At 39.4% G+C, this 17,441-nt stretch carries 15 protein-coding genes and 1 pseudogene; 3 read left to right on the forward strand and 13 right to left on the reverse strand.

Annotated elements, in window-relative coordinates:
- Positions 1-68: 68 nt before the first annotated feature.
- From gatC to AC2JBO_RS11645, 3 genes are all read right to left on the reverse strand, one after another.
- Entirely contained in the window at positions 69-359 is a 291-nt protein-coding gene (gene gatC / locus AC2JBO_RS11635; RefSeq protein WP_496953839.1) for an Asp-tRNA(Asn)/Glu-tRNA(Gln) amidotransferase subunit GatC, read from the reverse strand.
- A gap of 88 nt (positions 360-447) precedes the next feature.
- Complete coding sequence (locus AC2JBO_RS11640) at positions 448-969, reverse strand: photosystem I assembly protein Ycf3 (RefSeq protein WP_496953809.1); 522 nt, start codon at positions 967-969, stop codon at positions 448-450.
- An 81-nt stretch (positions 970-1,050) separates the two neighbouring features.
- Entirely contained in the window at positions 1,051-1,728 is a 678-nt protein-coding gene (locus AC2JBO_RS11645; RefSeq protein ID WP_496953810.1) for an SOS response-associated peptidase, read from the reverse strand.
- A gap of 194 nt (positions 1,729-1,922) precedes the next feature.
- Between AC2JBO_RS11645 and AC2JBO_RS11650 the strand changes: the two genes are divergently transcribed.
- Positions 1,923-2,534 carry a glutathione S-transferase family protein gene (locus AC2JBO_RS11650; RefSeq protein ID WP_496953811.1) on the forward strand — a complete coding sequence of 204 codons (612 nt, stop codon included), beginning with the start codon at positions 1,923-1,925 and terminating at the stop codon, positions 2,532-2,534.
- Positions 2,535-2,578: 44 nt separating this feature from the next.
- Here AC2JBO_RS11650 and AC2JBO_RS11655 read toward each other — a convergent pair.
- The 3 genes and pseudogenes from AC2JBO_RS11655 to AC2JBO_RS11665 all read right to left on the reverse strand — a co-directional run.
- Positions 2,579-2,794, reverse strand: a pseudogene (locus AC2JBO_RS11655) (DUF167 domain-containing protein); the annotation flags it as partial.
- A gap of 214 nt (positions 2,795-3,008) precedes the next feature.
- Positions 3,009-3,551 (reverse strand): DUF2231 domain-containing protein, encoded by a 543-nt coding sequence (locus AC2JBO_RS11660; RefSeq protein ID WP_496953812.1) that lies wholly within the window; start codon positions 3,549-3,551, stop codon positions 3,009-3,011.
- A gap of 54 nt (positions 3,552-3,605) precedes the next feature.
- Positions 3,606-4,340 carry an LmeA family phospholipid-binding protein gene (locus AC2JBO_RS11665; RefSeq protein ID WP_496953813.1) on the reverse strand — a complete coding sequence of 245 codons (735 nt, stop codon included), beginning with the start codon at positions 4,338-4,340 and terminating at the stop codon, positions 3,606-3,608.
- A gap of 300 nt (positions 4,341-4,640) precedes the next feature.
- Here AC2JBO_RS11665 and AC2JBO_RS11670 point away from each other — a divergent pair, with 300 nt between their 5' ends.
- Positions 4,641-5,693 (forward strand): hemerythrin domain-containing protein, encoded by a 1,053-nt coding sequence (locus tag AC2JBO_RS11670; RefSeq protein ID WP_496953814.1) that lies wholly within the window; start codon positions 4,641-4,643, stop codon positions 5,691-5,693.
- A gap of 184 nt (positions 5,694-5,877) precedes the next feature.
- A complete protein-coding gene (locus AC2JBO_RS11675; RefSeq protein ID WP_496953815.1) occupies positions 5,878-7,065 on the forward strand; it encodes a M20 family metallopeptidase in 1,188 nt (395 codons plus the stop codon).
- A gap of 69 nt (positions 7,066-7,134) precedes the next feature.
- Here AC2JBO_RS11675 and AC2JBO_RS11680 read toward each other — a convergent pair whose 3' ends face one another.
- The 7 genes from AC2JBO_RS11680 to nth form a co-directional block, all read right to left on the reverse strand.
- Positions 7,135-8,421: a sensor histidine kinase gene (locus AC2JBO_RS11680; RefSeq protein WP_496953816.1), complete on the reverse strand. Its 1,287-nt coding sequence runs from the start codon at positions 8,419-8,421 to the stop codon at positions 7,135-7,137.
- 67 nt (positions 8,422-8,488) lie between these two features.
- A complete protein-coding gene (locus AC2JBO_RS11685; RefSeq protein ID WP_496953817.1) occupies positions 8,489-10,708 on the reverse strand; it encodes a PAS domain-containing protein in 2,220 nt (739 codons plus the stop codon).
- A gap of 515 nt (positions 10,709-11,223) precedes the next feature.
- Positions 11,224-12,606 carry an ATP-grasp domain-containing protein gene (locus AC2JBO_RS11690; protein ID WP_496953818.1) on the reverse strand — a complete coding sequence of 461 codons (1,383 nt, stop codon included), beginning with the start codon at positions 12,604-12,606 and terminating at the stop codon, positions 11,224-11,226.
- 21 nt (positions 12,607-12,627) lie between these two features.
- Positions 12,628-13,464, reverse strand: a complete 837-nt coding sequence (locus tag AC2JBO_RS11695) for an O-methyltransferase (protein WP_496953819.1) — start codon at positions 13,462-13,464, stop codon at positions 12,628-12,630.
- A gap of 101 nt (positions 13,465-13,565) precedes the next feature.
- Positions 13,566-14,795 carry a sedoheptulose 7-phosphate cyclase gene (locus tag AC2JBO_RS11700; RefSeq protein WP_496953820.1) on the reverse strand — a complete coding sequence of 410 codons (1,230 nt, stop codon included), beginning with the start codon at positions 14,793-14,795 and terminating at the stop codon, positions 13,566-13,568.
- Between the two features lie 829 nt (positions 14,796-15,624).
- Positions 15,625-16,233, reverse strand: coding sequence for a pentapeptide repeat-containing protein (locus AC2JBO_RS11705; protein WP_496953821.1), 609 nt, complete (start codon positions 16,231-16,233; stop codon positions 15,625-15,627).
- Between the two features lie 535 nt (positions 16,234-16,768).
- The gene (gene nth / locus AC2JBO_RS11710) at positions 16,769-17,440 is read right to left on the reverse strand and encodes an endonuclease III (RefSeq protein ID WP_496953822.1); all 672 of its coding nucleotides are present in this window, start codon (positions 17,438-17,440) and stop codon (positions 16,769-16,771) included.
- Position 17,441: the final 1 nt, after the last annotated feature.

Consider the following 17,441-nt stretch of genomic DNA (forward strand, 5'->3'; position numbering starts at 1 on the left):
GCGCTCTCTGTGCCTAATAAGGTAAAAAAGTCCTAATCGTAGGGTGGGCACTGCCCACCTTACCTTCCCTACTCAGGATTTAATATTTTAGGCACTTTGAAAAAATCACCTTCTTGAGAAGGCGCCCCTGTGAGAATTGCTTCACGTTCGGGATAAGGCTGTAGATTATCTGCGCGCGTTACGTTACTAACATCAATTGCGCGCGTGGTTGGCGGGACATCGGTAACATCTAGTTCGCTTAGTTGGTCTACATATTCTAAAATACTTCCCAATTGCGTTGTGAATTGCTCCTCCTCTTCGGGTGTTAATTCTAAGCGCGCGAGGAATGCTACTTTATGTACTAGTTCGCGATCAATCATATTTTTAGTTATGAGTAATGAGTGCTGAGTGCTGAGGAAAAGAGTTAAGAATTTTAACTCAGCACTCAGCACTCAGCACTTTCAACTTTTAAAAGAATATGTCAAGTTGGGAGCGTCCGGTAGTCTTGAGCCAGTTTTGTGCTTCGATGTAGTTATTGGGCGCCAAACGAATCGCGCGTATCCAGTAATCGGTTGCCTGGTCAAACAGCACTTCCCCACCGTCGAGGTCTCCTGCTTCCTTGGCTCTTTCGCCTTTGAAGTGGTAAATCACAGCAATGTTATTCAAAGCTTGAGGCATTCGCGGGTTCAACTCGATTGCTTGATGGTAATATTCCAAAGCTTTTTCATGGTCACCATTACTTGCGTAAATTAACCCCATGTTGTAAAGAACGTAACTGCGGTCTTGGGGGTCTTGTTCGAGCTGTAGCGCTTCGTTGTAATAGTCTAAAGCTTCGGCATACTCACCTTCTGCCTGCGCCGACATTCCATCACGGTAGTATACAAAAGCTTCTTTGGCTTTTCTGTTTGTTGGCAGTATCTTGAGGATGATATCCGCCATTACTGTAAAGGATTTATCGATAAAGTTATCGTTTTTCTGGGTTCTTGGCATATCCGCCTCTTTTTGGTTCGGCTAAGGGCTTAAGAATTTAATTAAATTGTGGCTTTATCAATATTGTAAGGGCAGGTTTAATTAACTTGCCGCTACAGGCGCCACGCATTCTGCAATATTATTCTTAGGGCTGTTGACAACGGTGCTAACTGGGTATGCCGTCATTGCTTCGGCTGAGAATGGCTGCAATAGTGGTTGTAACATTTTTGAGTCCTGTACTTGTGGGTCAAGCCACAAATCGTAATCTTCTGGTCTTAATATTACTGGCATCCGGTCGTGTATTGGCACCATCAGTTCATTCGCGCTCGTTGTCAAAATTGTACATGTATCAATTTCTTCACCCTCTGGTGACTGCCATTGCTCCCATAACCCAGCAAAACCAAATGGTTTTTTCTCTTGAAGCTGAAAATAAAAAGGCTGTTTTTTTCCTTCTGTACGTTGCCACTCGTAAAACCCATCTGCAACGACTAAACACCGACGTTTCTTAAATGCCGAACGAAATGATGGTTTTTCGGCAACCGTTTCTGACCTCGCGTTGATCAACTTCTGACCCATGCTAGGGTCTTTTGACCATGACGGTATTAACCCCCAACGTAATGATTTTAACGCGCGAGTTACGGAAACTCCATCTTGTAGAACTGTTAACACTTGTTGCGTGGGTGCGATGTTATATTGCGGCTTTGAAACTGGAAGGTCCGTCAAATTAAAAACATCAGCTAAATTTTGCTCGAATCGTGTTAGAGTAAATCTTCCACACATAATTTTACTTACCACCTTGCTCAAAATTATTCTCTAAATACGCAAATTAAATATTACATTTTCGAGATAATTCTCTCTTTTTTATACCTTATCGAAGGTATAAATATTATTTTAACCTAATTATCGAATAAATCTGATAATATAGAGTTTTTTCCGCCTTCTTAAAAATTTAAACTTCATCCCAATTTCATGGCATGGAAACACTGCGCTTGTTCGATTTTTTACCTTCTGGGAATGGTTATAAGATACGGCTTTTACTAACACAACTGGGGATACCTTTTGAGCGAGTAAACTTGGATATAACCAAGAGTGAGACCCGGAGTCCAGATTTTCTGAGCAAAAATCCAAATGGTAAAATTCCAGTGTTAGAAGTAGCAAATGGTAAGTACTTAGCTGAATCAAATGCTATTTTAATTTACCTTAGCGAAGGTACTGAGTTTTTACCATATGACCGATGGCAGCGCGCTCAAGTTATACAGTGGTTGTTCTTTGAGCAGTTTAGCCATGAACCTTACATTGCAACACCAAGATTTTGGATTTCTATTCTCCGAACTCACGAGCAATATCATCCAGAAATTCAAAAACGACACGAACATGGTTATACAGCGCTGCGAATAATGGAAAATCATTTACTTTCCAATACTTTTTTTGTTGGAGGTCGTTATTCGATAGCAGATATCAGCTTATTTGCATACACGCATGTGGCGCCTGAAGGTGGTTATGATTTAACAGATTTTCCTGCTATCGGCGCTTGGATCGAGCGAGTCAAAAATCAACCAGGATACATTGACATTACAGAAGAGTAAACGGTCTTCAAAAATACGGTAAAAACTAGGGTTACTATGACAGTATCAATTTCAACTAGCTTCTGCCGCGCGGATAAACCGGACTTGATAGTGACGTGAGATTTAGGAACGTTATATTTTTCAGCTAGCGTTTTGATTAATTCTTCGTTTGCCTTACCATCTACAGGAGGTGATTTTAGGTATACTGTTAGGCTACCGTCTTCTTCAGAGATAATTTTCGGTGTTTTGGAGTTTGGTTTTACTTGGACTCTTTTAAGCATAATTTTCTGTTTTGTTTCTCCACCCAATTTATGGGAAGGACTGAAATCCTTACTACGAGCAAAAAAAAATGCTCACCGTGACGCGAGCAAAGAGAGGATTACATTAAAGCTTCAAGTTTATTTTGACTTTATGGTACTAGAGGCGCCAAAATTTAAAAGTTAAACAAGTAACTTTTTCATGTTTGGCACCTCCAAAAACTAGAAACTCTGTTTTTTACGGTTCGCTACGACTACCGTTACCGATAACTGATATCTTGTGACGGTATACTAGCTCTCCACCATACCATCCTGATATCCCAAGACCTGTAGCTACTATCAGTGAAATAACTAGTCCCCAAGGTAGTATGGCTGACACTGGATGGTTCCAGCGAAGTAGCAAGTTGACAAGTGTTAATGTTAAAGCGGCAATGTTTAATATCATATGCGCCCATCCCGCTGTACGCTTACGAACTCGCTCGATACGCAAGAAGTCAAGCATACCTGTTAAGGCTGCCGCAAGTCCACCTACAAAACCACCCAGTATTAACCAGTATGATGCTAGCGCCCAGAAGCTGTCATGGTTAAAAAAGAACACAACGTCGGTCAAAGTGGCGCCGACTAAGAAAGCGATAGGAAACTGTACGAGAATAGGATGGATTGGATGGCCTGCTACTGCTACTGTACTAGGTACACCAGTGTCACGAAATTCACGACTGTCGCTTTCAAGAACAGCAGGAATATTTGGATATGGAGTAGTGTTTCTTTGTTCGGTTTCCATAATTGCTCGTAGTTGATTAGTTAATAGTTAGTGATTAATTGCTTTAGTAAGGTGTTAAGATGAAGGAATTTGCTCTACATACGCCTCAGTCGCAATGATTAATTGCCCGACTTCCGGGTATAAACCTTTAATTTTTAGCGACATTCCTTTTAAATCGAAATTATCCAGGTTTAAGATTTCGCTTGTCGCATCAACTAAAGGTTCTGTAATTGATGATATTTGCTCACCTTCCGGATATTCGACATTTTCTAAACTAATTGTTTTACCGTCAGCACTGATATTTGGGACTGCGGAAAACGCAACTAGATGACTTTGATTGTCTTGTAACCGCACGTTGGCTTTAATTTCGACTCGATTATTCCCTGGCAAACGAAAGTCAACTTTTTCCAAACTCATTGCTACAGGTTGACCTGATATAATAACTTTTTGGCTTTGCAATTTGCTACGAATGTAATCTGAGTTAAAAGCTGTATTAATGTCAGCCTCAGTTAATACAATCTTTGCACTGCCTTGCGCTGGTCTAATTAGTTCAACTTTACCGAATGCGACGCTAAGAGGGTTAATTGCTACACTATTAACCTGCATGTGTAACTCTTCTACACGCAAGCTTTTTTTCATAACTAAACCTGAACCTTCGATATTGACGCTATCAACCTCTCCCTGCATCATTTTGAGCGGGTCAGTTTTTACTTCTACATCTAGGTTTTCTACTTCATCTAATTGGCTCGATAAACCAACTTCAGCAGCTTTATTCAACGCCTGCTCGCCTAATCCTGAATTATTAGGCATTAGTAAATATTTCTCCCACTCTAAATTCCACTGTCAATCTAGAAAATTTACATCTAATTTTTCTCTATCTAGTGGAGTAGGAGGTGTTTAATTCGGGTCTATCAATAAGTATAAAAGTGTTTTTTTTGATTATTTTTTCGTTTTTATTGACTTGACATCCAGATTAGTACTGCGCTCCAATTTTGTTTCTACCTAAAGGTCTGAGTACTAATCGTTCAAAAGTCAGATGGAGAACTCGTAATCTGGTGGCAAAGTTGGAATTAAGGATGACACGAAACCGTTTCTTTGGAGAACACAATAATGGTAGCTACTTTAGATGATACCAAGCGCTCTGCTATCGGCATGAAGTTAGCCGACATGAAAGCATTACAACAGTTGCTTATTGAGAACGAGCAGTTGTTTTTACGTGAATCGACCGATTCTGAAATTTCTGAGCGCTTCCGCAAGATGCTAGAAGATGACCAGAAGAACATTGGTATTTTGGACACTGTAATCGTACAATACGGCATTCAAGCACAACCTGAAAATACCGTCACCAAAATGATTGAGACGGTTAAGAAGTTGATGCAAGGTTCAGAGTTGAGCTTCTACGAAAAAGTATTTCAACATGAATTGTTGAAGCACCAACAAGTTATGACTGGTTTGACCATTCACAAGGCAGCACAAAAAGTTGGCGCCGATGTTATGTTGGCAATTGGACCTTTGAACACCATCAACTTTGAAAACCGCGCGCACCAAGAACAACTCAAAGGTGTGTTGGAAGTACTAGGTGTTCGTGAACTTACCGGACAAGATGCTGACCAAGGTATCTGGGCACGTGTACAAGACGCAATGGCTGCTTTAAGCGGTGTGTTTGGTAGCGCGGTTTCTCAAACCAGCGATAAGGCTGACATGAACATTCAAGACTTGATACGTCTTGACCACGGTAAAGTAAATACCTTGTTCACTCAGTTGTTAGCAACCAACGACCCTCAAAAAATTCAAGAGTACTTCGGTCAAATCTACAAAGATTTGTTAGTACACTCGATTGCAGAAGAAAAAGTTGTATATCCCGCAGTACGTCCTTTCTACGGTGAAGGCAACACTCAAGAGCTTTATGATGAACAAGCTCAATTGAAAGTAGAGTTAGACCAAGCTAAGGCTTTAGAGCCTGCTTCTCCTCAATTCAAAGAAAAAATCAAACAAATCATGGATGCAGTTGGCGACCACATTCGTCAAGAAGAAAGCACTATGTTTGCTACCATCCGCAACAACTTTAGCACTGAACAAAGTGAGCAGCTAGCTACACAGTTCAAGAGTGCTAAGAGCGAAGAGCAACAAAAAATAGCTAAAGAAGCTGGCTTGATCAAGTAATTGATACGGTGGGCAGTGCCCATCATACGATTCAAAATTATGTAGAGATGCGATTTAATCGCGTCTCTACGTGTTTTATAATATACATATACAAAAATAATTATTATTCTCATTAAATAAATTTGGGTGTGTTTTCGCAATTCTTCTTTCTATCATGGAAAAAAGTATGTAGAAAAATTGAGATATGTTGACTGATATAAAAGACTTAGCAACAAAATTGGCGCCTCGCTTAATAGAAATCCGTCGTCACATACATTCGCACCCAGAACTTAGTGGTCAGGAGTACCAAACGGCAGCTTTTGTTGCTGGTGTTTTATCATCAAGTGGTCTAAATGTACAAGAAGGTGTGGGCAAAACTGGTGTAATTGGAGAGTTACGCGGAACTGGTAATGATAATCGAATTTTAGCAATACGAACTGATATGGATGCACTACCAATTCAAGAACGTACTGGATTGGATTTTACTTCGCGCGCGTCGGGTATAATGCACGCTTGTGGACATGATGTGCATACAACAGTTGGTTTAGGAACGGCGATGATATTATCGCAGTTATCTGAAGAACTACCAGGAAAAATTCGCTTCTTATTTCAACCAGCTGAGGAAATTGCTCAAGGTGCGAGTTGGATGGTTCAAGATGGGGCAATGAGCAACGTTACGGCAGTATTAGGAGTACACGTGTTTCCTTCAATACCAGGTGGTTCGGTTGGTTTGCGTTATGGAGCATTAACGGCGGCAGCAGATGATTTAGAGATTATGATATTTGGAGAGTCGGGACACGGTGCCCGTCCGCACGAAGCAGTCGATGCAATTTGGATAGCTTCGCAGGTAATTACAACATTGCAACAAGCAATTAGTCGAACTCAAAACCCATTGCGTCCTGTAGTATTGAGTATCGGGCAAATCAACGGAGGAAGGGCGCCGAACATAATCGCGGATAAAGTAGAATTAAAAGGAACAGTACGTTCGCTGCATCCAGAAACGCGCGCGAATCTTCCTACTTGGATAGAAACAATAGTAGCAAACGTTTGTAATTCCTATGGCGCCAAATATCAAGTTAACTATCGTCAAGGAGTACCCAGCGTCCAAAACGATTATACGCTAACGCAATTACTGCAATCAGCAGCCGAAGAAGCATGGGGATGTGAGAGAGTACAAGTTTTACCAGAACCCTCATTAGGCGCCGAAGATTTTTCAGTATATTTAGATTATGCACCGGGTAGTATGTTCCGTCTGGGTGTAGGATTCAAAGAAAGAGTCACAAATTATCCATTACATCATCCTCTGTTTGAAGTTGACGAATCAGCCATAATTACAGGTGTCGTGACAATGGCATATACAGCCTACAAATATTGGAACCACACCAACTCGTAATTTGTATTTCGTAAAAAACGGGCAAGGATGCCCGTTCCACAAGAGTGTCAAACCATAAGAGCATCAAAATTAGTGTTTGACAGGGAGCTTTATAGTAAATTCTGTACTACCATATACAGATTGACAATAAATATTTCCACCATGCTTTTCTACCACAATTTGGTAGCTGATAGATAAACCCAACCCATTTCCCTTACCAGAAGCTTTTGTTGTATAAAAAGGTTCAAATATTTTTGCTTTGACTTCATCGCTCATACCTAGACCATTATCAGCAATTTGAACAGCAACCCAGTTATCATCAATAACCTTGGTGCTAATTTTAATCTGACTAGGTTGTTTAATAACTTCTTCTAGCGAACGCATTTGATTATAATCATTCAAAGCATCAATTGCATTATTTATAATATTCATAAATACTTGATTAAGTTGCCCTGAGAAACATTCAACTAATGGTAATTCACCGTAGTCTTTCATTACCTCAATGCTTGGGTACTCTAGTTTTGATTTCAAGCGATAATTAAGAATTGTGAGAGTGCTTTCGATGCCTTCATGTATATTATATAGTTTCATCGTTGTTTCGTCTAAGCGCGAAAAGTTTCTTGTAGATTTAACAATTTCATGAATACGTCTGGCACCAATATTCATTGAGTTGATTAATTTCAATAAATCACTTTGTATAAAATCTATATCAGTAGCTTCTAATTCAGCTTGAATACGAGGTGTTGGAGTTGGATATTCCTCTTGATAAAGACGTAGAATGTTTAAAATATTTTGCGTATACTCTGATGCATGAGTTAAATTACCATACACAAAATTTACTGGGTTATTGATTTCATGAGCAATTCCAGAAATCATCTGCCCTAGACTTGACAATTGTTCGCTTTGTATTAATTTAAGTTGCATTTGCTCTAAGTTTTTATAAGCAAGATTCAATTCGCTATAGTTTTCTTCTAAAAGTGCATTTTTTTTCTCTAGTTTCTCAGCTAAGTCATGCAGTTTTAAATGTAATCTTACCCGTGATATCACTTCTTCTTGCTGAAATGGTTTTGTAATATAGTCAACGGCGCCGATTTGAAAACCTTCTACTTTATTTAGTATATCTGAAAGCGCCGTCATGAAGATAACGGGAATGTTTTGAGTTTGGAAATTTAGTTTTAATTGACGACAAGTTTCATAACCATCTATTTCTGGCATCATTATGTCTAGTAAGATTAAATCTGGTAAAGCATATTTAACTCGTTCTAAAGCAACTTTACCTGACTTGGCTACCCAAATTTCAAAGCCTTCTTGGTCAAGGGCATCTGATAATACGCTTAAATTTGCTGGGTTATCATCAACGATTAGAATTGTGTTCATGTTTTTGTAATAAATCTTGTTTTTATATCGAACCGCAAAGGAAGCAAAAGACGCTAAGAGAAGAGTTTTATTTGTTAGCTTGAATGAGTTCTAAGATTGCTTGGTCTTGGAATTCTTTTGCTAGTTGTTGTACTTTTTTAGTAAAGGGTACATATTTTTTGTCTTTTTGTTCGAGTAATGCTGCTTGTCTAATAATTCCTTTAAAGTTACCAAGCATTGCTAAGTTGTAAAGGGTTTCTATTTCAGAAGCAGGTGGAGCTATTAGTTCTGTTTCATCTTGCTGTATTTGGACTATTTTCTCTTCATAAATCCATGTTAAATCTAGATTTTTTTGTATTGCTTGAAACAAATCAATTGCTTGTATGGGTTTAGGAAGAAATTCATTTCCTCCTACTTTTAAACTCCGGTGTCGGTCGGATTCAAATACACTTGCTGATGACACAATAATTGGAATATTTTTAAATTGTTTGAATTTTTCTGATTGACGTAACTGTTTAATTAAGGCAAACCCGTCAAGTTTAGGCATTAACAAGTCGGTAATGATGATATTTGGCTGAATTTCTAAAATTTTGTGCAAACCTTCTTCTCCATTGGTTGCTTCTGTCACATCAAAACCAATTGGACTTAGCAAATTGGCAATTACCGACCGATTTTCCCATTTATCATCAACGATAAGTAGTTTAGGTTGGTAATTTTTGATGCCGATAATTTGACCTTTATCATCGATTTGAGAGGTTTTCACCCATTCTAATGCTTCAGGTAAGTGTACATCAAACCAAAATATGCTACCAACACCTAATTCGCTTTGAACTTCAACGGTGCTACCCATTAGTTCCACAATTTTTTGACTTATTGCTAATCCTAAACCAGTTCCCTCGGTTTGTCGGCGCCTTTCTCCAGCTTGTTCAAAGGGTTGAAAAATGGTTTGGAGATTTTCTTGGGCAATACCAATACCAGTATCGCGAACTTCAAAACGAATTTTTCCTCTAGATGCATAATTTACAGTAAAGGTAACAGTACCGATATCAGTAAACTTGATAGCATTGGAGAGCAAGTTTACTAGTACTTGTCGTAAACGTTTTTCATCAGCTTTTACACCAACGGGCAATTCTGAAGCTATTTGATAATGGAATTGAATACCTTTAAGTTCCGCGCGGACACGACACATTTCTGCGACACCTTGCAAAAATGCCGGAAAATGGAAGTCAGTGGGCATAATTACGACTTTTTGTGCTTCAATCTTCGACAAATCTAGAATGTCATTAATTAAAGTCAACAAATGTGAGCCACACTGGTAAATGACATCTATTTTAGAGCGTTCATCTTCATGCAAGTTTTTGGAACGCTGAAGAATTTGGGCATAACCTAAAATCCCATTGAGCGGAGTTCGCAACTCATGACTCATGTTTGCTAAAAATTCACTTTTCGCATAACTTGCTGCTTCTGCTGCTTCCTTGGCTTTACCAAGTGCAATTTCAAACTGTTTGCGCTCAGTAATATCTCGTGTAATCGCAATTATACCAAGAATATTACCATGTGCATCCCGCCAAGGCGCCTTTGTTGTTAGAAAAGTTCCGCTCTCCACACCATTCGTAACTTCCTCTTCGTAAGTTTCAGTAAAACCTGTTGTAATAATTTGGCGGTCTTTTGCCATAATTTCACGTGCGACTTCAGGGGGTAGTAATTCTGAATCATCTTTACCGCTAATTTCTTCTATTGACTTACCAAAAAAGTTTGCCAAATTTAAGTTCACGGCAACATGGCGCCCCTGAAGGTCTTTAACGACCATAAAATCCGGTGTATTCTCTAAAATGGAGCACAGCAGAATATTATTTTTGCGTAAAGTTTCTTGAGCTTGTTTGCGTTCGCTAATTTCAATTACGACGCTACCAAGCCCAATAATGGCGCCATCTGAAGCCACCAAAGGATAATAAGATGCTGACCAGTAACGTAAAACATCAGGTTGTTTAGGTGTTTCTCCTGATATTTCATAATCAAATACTGGTTTACCTGTATCAAGAATACCTTGTAGAAATGGTTCTAACTTTGGAGCTAGTTGTGGTAACACCTCACGTAAAGGCTTCCCAAGATGTTCTGCTACATCTAAACCATTGATTTCTGCTAATGCCTGATTTATGTAAACATATCTAAGCTGACAATCCAAAATCATTAGTCCAGCATTGGCGGCATCAAAAAAAGCGTTGAGGCGAGCTTGTTGCAGTACTAATGAATCTAAGTTTTCTATTTGTGTACTATTACAATTTATATATGGGAATGGCTGACTCATGGTTTTGAATTCTAGCTTTGTTTTAGGGTCACTATCATTTGATGTATATCTATATATAAATAGTTTGTACATAGATATATATTTATAGTTCCCTACTAACTTGAACTAATAACACAAGTCGCTTATTTTTTTTGTAGGACTTACGCAAGTGGCACATAATACCCGTAGGGTGGAATGTTGCTTACTTAACGTATTAATGGTGCGTGAAAGCACTGTATTTAGCGTTACATTCCTTGATAGTAATAGCTTTCACGCATCCTACCCAATGCGCGTTGGTGCCTCAAAATGCGTGAAATAGTGCCATTCAACCGTAGGGTGGGTGACGCTACAAAAATATGTGAACGTAGTTATAAGACTTGTAGCGTCACGCACCGACAACAGCGTTGTGAGAGTATCGTAAGTCCTGTTTTATTCAAATGTTAAAGCTTGGCGCCAGTTCTCTCTTTGTTACCTAGAAGTCTCTGTGGTAAAAAAATAACCGTAGTAGCACAGGCGGGACACCTATGCTACGTGGACTAATCTCCTCCGAGTTCAACTAACTTACCGATATTGAAGTCTATTCTTATCCAACCTCGGTTTTTCTGCAAATTCTGAATCAACAGTAAGAAAATTTGCCAGTGTGGAACCATCAAAAACGGTAAAGGATCTTGCCAAGAAAAAATCGCATCTTTCCCAAGTATGATTATTTGCAATCTCTCAATAAATTTTGACCACGAACGCGCGTTGATTAGGCGCCAAATTTCATGGTATGTCCAGTAAGTTGGTTTACTTGTAGGTAGAGGTTGAATAGGTTCACCCAAGTTAGTTTGAATACCCAAATATGCATCTGCTACACCTGGATGGTTGTAAAACATGGTGATAGCACTGTGAGTACGGGGGTTACATTCGATAGCGTATACATTGCCATCTTCTGTTTCGATAAAGTCAAAAGAAACCTGTCCAGTAATACCTAATTGTTTCAAAAAGTGACGTACCCATTCAAAAATCTTTGGATTATCTACATTTTCATAGTTGACTTGAAACGCACTTGACTCACAGCAGCAGTGCAATGTAATTTCCCCGTCACGAACGGTACTATGAGTACAATACTCTTTACCTGGAATAAACTCTTGCATAATCCAAGGTTTTTCTGCACTTATTGGTAAGCTTCGCACGAATGCTGCGGTTGCTTCGGGAGTGTCGCAGGGAAGCTTAGTTAAATCTAATCGACGTACTGAGTCGTATGGGATACTTTTAAGTATATACTTACGCTTTTCTTTGGAGAAATCAAAGTTTATAACTTGTTCTGGGTCAGTTATTTTGAAAGATTTGGGAACAGATAAACCAAAACCGCGCGCTGTTTCTGTAAATGCGTATTTATCATCAAGCATTTGCGTAATTTCCGCATCGCAATGTATGACTTCGCATTGGGATGAAAGAGCTTTTTTCGCGAGAGAATCATAATAACTCGCGACTGGGCTACATACAGGTACGTAGACATTAATGTTCTCTTTCTTTGCAATGTCTACTAATGATTGAATGTAAGCTTCGGGGTCTTTTTCCGGCGCCGTTAAGGTGTAAAACTTAGTTACAGCTGATGAAAAGCGGTGTCCTGTTAACCAGTATTTGTGAGACTCAATTAAAACAACTCGGTGTCCAGCAGCGTGAAACGAGCGCGCGAGTTGTAAAGCCTTGGTCATTTTACCACCGCTAATCAATATATTTTTCGGGTTAGCAGCGGTAGCAGGTTTCGGAGTCAAGAAACTCACTAGTGTTGCAAGCAAAACAAGCATTGCATTAAATGGTAACGCGAATAATAAAAGTGCGAGAGTGCCTAAAGTTTTTAAAGACGCAGAAATGCTAACTCGCTGTTGCGCGCGTGTATCAGGTGAGTTTGTAAGCGAAATTGATTGTACCATTATTACCTGGACTTTTTGTACTTAAATTCTTCTAATCAAAGTTACGCCATCACGCAAAGGTAATATTATTTGTTCTACACGGGAATCATCCGCGACAACCCGGTTAAATTCAGCAATCGCTTTACCATTTACACTGCGCTGTTCGCTATTGTTGTATACTTGTCCCTGCATTAAGGTGTTATCGACACATATTAAACCACCAGGCGCCAATAAGCTGCTATCTAATACTGTATGAAAGTATTCGATGTACTCCTTTTTATCAGCGTCGATAAATATTAAGTCAAATGATTCACCTCGTAGAGCTAGTTTACGAAGCGTTTCAAGAGCAGGCGCCACTTCTACTTTGATTTTACTGCCATGAGGAGAGTTTTGGAAGCAAGACTCGGCGAAGCTAGCAACATAAGAATCTACCTCACACGCCACGAGTGTACCATCACTTGGTAAAGCTTCCGCCATTGCCAACGCCGAATAACCCGTGAACATACCAACTTCGAGGACACGTTTTGCTTTTGTCATGTACACAAACATCTTGAGTGTTTGTCCTTCAACATGTCCTGATAACATTTCTTGTTCGAGTTGGCGAACTGTTTCACCATCGGAAAAACGTTTCGACCAATCTTCTTGACTCGTTTTCTGTGCCAGTTCCGTCAAAGCTTCGGATTCACCTGTTGTGTAATCACTAATATATGGTTCTAGACCTGCTGCAAGTTTATGTATCTCTTGCAGAGATGTCAATACTTCTTGTGGAGTATTTGTCGCCTGCGCGAGTTGCAATGTATTCTGCAACAGTTCAACAAGAATAGTGTGAGGTGTAACGGCTCTAGGTTTGTTTTGAATTGTCGTTGTTGTTTGTGTCATAAGTTTCAGCAAATTGTAGCATAGGCGTCTCGCCTGTGCAGTAATTGTAAAGGGGATAAGAGTGTCCGAGTGGAATCAATAGTTCCCACTCGGACACTTTCTCATATTGTTGCCATTTCAACTTCTTCTGTACCGATGTATGCATCTACACCTGCACCTGCACGTGGTAAGGTTGCACAAATTTGTCGGTGTGCAGCAACCGCTTCGTCAAGTTCAGAGCGAGTTAAATCGTTAACAAAGAAACAAGTTCCAATTGGTTTTGGCATTGCCGCGCGTTGTTTACCATCACGAGTTTGGGTTATTGACTCGGTAGCGTACCATAGTAAATCACCTTCAAGAAGTGGATGGTCGAGTGATAGACCGATGCGAGACATTAGATTCAAAATGCGGTCACGGTCAGAAACTGAGATATATCCACGTCGTTCAGCAATTGTTGCTGATAATGCCATATCTATATTCACTGCATGACCGTGATATAGAGGAACTATTGGCGCCAATTCAAGTGTGGGACTCCAAGTGTGACCATAAGCGATTACTCGGTCAAGATCAATTTCATGTAAATTAGGAGTTTCTAACTCTAACATTGTCTTGATTGCTTCGTAATTCAACCTATGGGAGATTTCTTGCAAATGTTCTGAACCATTTACATAGCCAAAGTGAGTTTCTAATAACTCTTGACCATATTCATATAAAAGTTCAAACACTTCAGAGTTTGAGACAACGGCAATCTTCACTAGTTCTGCCATGCCATTACGAACTTGTGCGATAGGCAGAGTTTTTAAGAACGAGAAGTCTAGAATCACCTTCTGCGGAGCATGATAGGCGCCTAAACGGTTCTTCAATTTCTTATGGTTTACAGCAACTTTAATTGCTACACCTGCATCAATTAAACCAATAAGCGTTGTTGGAATACGAATATAGTTAGTTTTACGACGGTACGCAGAACAAGCAAATCCGACTACATCAGTAACTAGTCCACCACCCACAACTAAAACTGGTTCTTTACGAATTAAACCAAAGTCAGCGAACGCATCCACAACAGATTCAAATGTCGCTAACGTTTTCGCTGGTTCAGGAATGTTGACGGAATGTACAGTTAAGTCAATATCGTAGTAGCGGAAGTAAGAGCGAATTTGCTCACCATACAAACGGTTAACGTTCGCATCGACTACTGCCAAACAACGTCCAAACGGTTGGTAACTATCTGCAACTTCAGTGTTTTTGATGTCAAATGCACCGTTAACATACTCCAGACTAAATTCTATTTTTTCATACCCTGTAACGTGAAACACTTTTTCAGTCGCTGTAAAAGAAGCAGATGGTATACTCATATTCCTCGTCCTTGTGTTTAATAGACTAACAAAATTGAAAAGAGTGGAAAATACTCGACTTGAAATTTGGGTTACGAATGATTTGTCAAAAAGAGTGCTTGACATCAGTAACCTTCATAGAGTATTGGCACATCGCAGATGGTGCAGATATATTTGGCAATATATGTCCCATCAGAAGATGTGCTTGGAGCAGACTCAAAACAAAGCAAGATAAGTAACTGGCTATGTACGTTCTTACATGCAATGCCAATTAAAAAAATAGCCACTCTCATTACTTATCACAAGCCTACGTCCTAATGTTGAACATCAGGCAGCAAAAATATCAATGCTCTTGTTTATATCGTCAACTAGAAGCGGTGTATTTACCGTACAATTCTATCGTAATCACTAGTAAAACTTGTGCAGTAGAAAATAGTTTACTTTCATCTCCTAGTTTCCACTTGAGATTACAGCCCTGATTAAAATTCAGTTCGCTGTTTTTGAGCATTCACTTTCAACCTCATATTGCTAGAAACAGGGAAAAATTGCAGCAAATGTAGCAACATCTACACGCAAAAAAATATGTAGCATTCTTAGGTAATTGTCAAAAATTACACAAGTGATACTGAGCAAATTATACGTGAACTTATATCACTACTAGCCACATAAACTCAGATTAACTCTATTCTGTTACTTATTTACCAATTCTAATATTAGTTTAAATTATCAAAAGTAAATATTTTAATAAATATAAAGTATATATATTTTTTACTCAAAGTATGGTATGTAGGGAAAATTGGGGCAGTCAGATTCCCGACAACTTCTGCGAAGTCGGGAATCTAATTGGTGGTTATTCGCGTCTTTCGGAATTTTGGTCGGTTAATTGTTCGGTTGAGCAAACGCTACCACGCGCGCTTCCTTCAATCTTGAATTTTTCGCAATCACGTTTTTGAGCGCGTTGTAATGACCAACTGTAAGGCTTATCGCCAGTGACATTATTATCAGGCATTGTTGTTAAACGGAAGTAGGCGCCTCGGAAACTGGTCATATTTTGCCTTGCTCCTTTAAGGGTGGCTCCCTCCAAGTTAGCACCCATCATGCTGGTATAGCTCATATTCGCGTTTTCCAGCGACGCTGACTTCAACAAAGCACCAGTAAAAGAAGCAGCAGTAAGATTTGTATTACTTAGTACAGCACCTTCAAGGTTGGCGCCAGTCAAGTCAGCTCCTGTGAGGTTTGCACCATTAAAATTGGCGCCTTTGAGGTTAGCATCACGTAAAATGACCCTAGTTAGATTTGCTCGGCTAAAATCAACACCGCTCAAATCACAACGAGAACAAATACCACTAGCCTTAAACCGCTCCAAATCTTGTTGATTAACCGCTCTGGCTTGTTGGGCTAACCCTAAACAAGCTAGTACAGCGAAAGTAGCAATAATTTTATGTCGTTTATGTCGCATATTTTTAGAATTTTACCAACCGTGCGTATAGCCATACTTACATATACGACTTTTTTCGTAAGTAACGGAAATAAAGTAGATGTAAAGAAATAATAAAAAAACTATAAATTATACGTTTATCGCAATTGTGTTGGTACGATAAATGTAATATGGGAAACTTAATCTCGTCAGTAAGCCTCATTATTGTCAGTGAATTAGGCGCCCGTAAACGTAAAGAGTTTATAAAAAGACTGTAAAAATACGATAAATTAAAGTTTCTGAAGCAGCGAATTCTACACACAAGGACTAGAATGGTCTCAACTACGAATTATACAGAAACTATATAGCCAAGCTTTATGTAATCCCCCGGTCATAACTGACTGGGGGATAAATATTTTTAATAGTGCTGAGTGCTGAGTGCAGAAAAAGTGTAAAATATGAATAATAAAGATGCTTTACGTAGTGAGGATAATATGAAACGACACTTTCAAAATATCCCCTTATAACTCCTAACTCCTAACTCCTAACTCCTAACTCCTAACTCAGCACTCAGCACTCAGCACTCATTACTCATTACTTTCTTTCCTGTGAGACAGATAGGCGCAAGTTCACAAGCCTCACATGCGGGTTTTCTGGCTTTACAAATTGCTCTACCGTGATAGATTAACCGAATTGACCAATTTTCCCAGTCGTGTTGTGGTAACAATTTCATCAGGTCGCGCTCGATACGGATAGGGTCTTCATGGTTTGTAAAGCCTAGACGCTGACTCAAGCGACTGACGTGAGTATCAACTGTTACTCCGGCATTGATTCCAAATGCGTGCGCTAAAACGACGTTAGCTGTCTTTCTTGCGACTCCAGGTAATTTTAATAAATCATCCATTCGTGATGGCACTTGCGAATTAAATTCGTTAACTATCATTCGACAGGCGCCTTGGATGTTTTTTGCTTTGTTACGATAAAAACCTGTTGTTCTAACTAATTCTTCGAGTTCTGTTAAGTCGGCGCCTGCTAAAGAAGGAGCATCAGGAAAACGCTCGAATAAAGCAGGCGTAACTTTATTTACACGTTCATCCGTACATTGTGCGGATAGAATAGTTGCTACGAGCAGTTGTACGGGAGTTGAGTAATTTAATGAACACGTTGCATCTGGGTATAAGCGATTGAGTCGCAGGAGAACTTCGAGCGCCCTTTGTTTCTTTGATGACCGATTACGGATGATGTTCACA

Source organism: Calothrix sp. CBUCES-K 9914, assembly GCF_059640475.1.

Excerpts from the sequence above, each read along its gene's own strand:
- gatC (WP_496953839.1), bottom strand. The coding sequence starts at position 359 with ATGATTGATCGCGAACTAGTACATAAAGTAGCATTCCTCGCGCGCTTA.
- AC2JBO_RS11640 (WP_496953809.1), bottom strand. The coding sequence starts at position 969 with ATGCCAAGAACCCAGAAAAACGATAACTTTATCGATAAATCCTTTACA.
- AC2JBO_RS11645 (WP_496953810.1), bottom strand. The coding sequence starts at position 1,728 with ATGTGTGGAAGATTTACTCTAACACGATTCGAGCAAAATTTAGCTGAT.
- AC2JBO_RS11650 (WP_496953811.1), top strand. The coding sequence starts at position 1,923 with ATGGAAACACTGCGCTTGTTCGATTTTTTACCTTCTGGGAATGGTTAT.
- AC2JBO_RS11660 (WP_496953812.1), bottom strand. The coding sequence starts at position 3,551 with ATGGAAACCGAACAAAGAAACACTACTCCATATCCAAATATTCCTGCT.
- AC2JBO_RS11665 (WP_496953813.1), bottom strand. The coding sequence starts at position 4,340 with ATGCCTAATAATTCAGGATTAGGCGAGCAGGCGTTGAATAAAGCTGCT.
- AC2JBO_RS11670 (WP_496953814.1), top strand. The coding sequence starts at position 4,641 with ATGGTAGCTACTTTAGATGATACCAAGCGCTCTGCTATCGGCATGAAG.
- AC2JBO_RS11675 (WP_496953815.1), top strand. The coding sequence starts at position 5,878 with ATGTTGACTGATATAAAAGACTTAGCAACAAAATTGGCGCCTCGCTTA.
- AC2JBO_RS11680 (WP_496953816.1), bottom strand. The coding sequence starts at position 8,421 with ATGAACACAATTCTAATCGTTGATGATAACCCAGCAAATTTAAGCGTA.
- AC2JBO_RS11685 (WP_496953817.1), bottom strand. The coding sequence starts at position 10,708 with ATGAGTCAGCCATTCCCATATATAAATTGTAATAGTACACAAATAGAA.
- AC2JBO_RS11690 (WP_496953818.1), bottom strand. The coding sequence starts at position 12,606 with ATGGTACAATCAATTTCGCTTACAAACTCACCTGATACACGCGCGCAA.
- AC2JBO_RS11695 (WP_496953819.1), bottom strand. The coding sequence starts at position 13,464 with ATGACACAAACAACAACGACAATTCAAAACAAACCTAGAGCCGTTACA.
- AC2JBO_RS11700 (WP_496953820.1), bottom strand. The coding sequence starts at position 14,795 with ATGAGTATACCATCTGCTTCTTTTACAGCGACTGAAAAAGTGTTTCAC.
- AC2JBO_RS11705 (WP_496953821.1), bottom strand. The coding sequence starts at position 16,233 with ATGCGACATAAACGACATAAAATTATTGCTACTTTCGCTGTACTAGCT.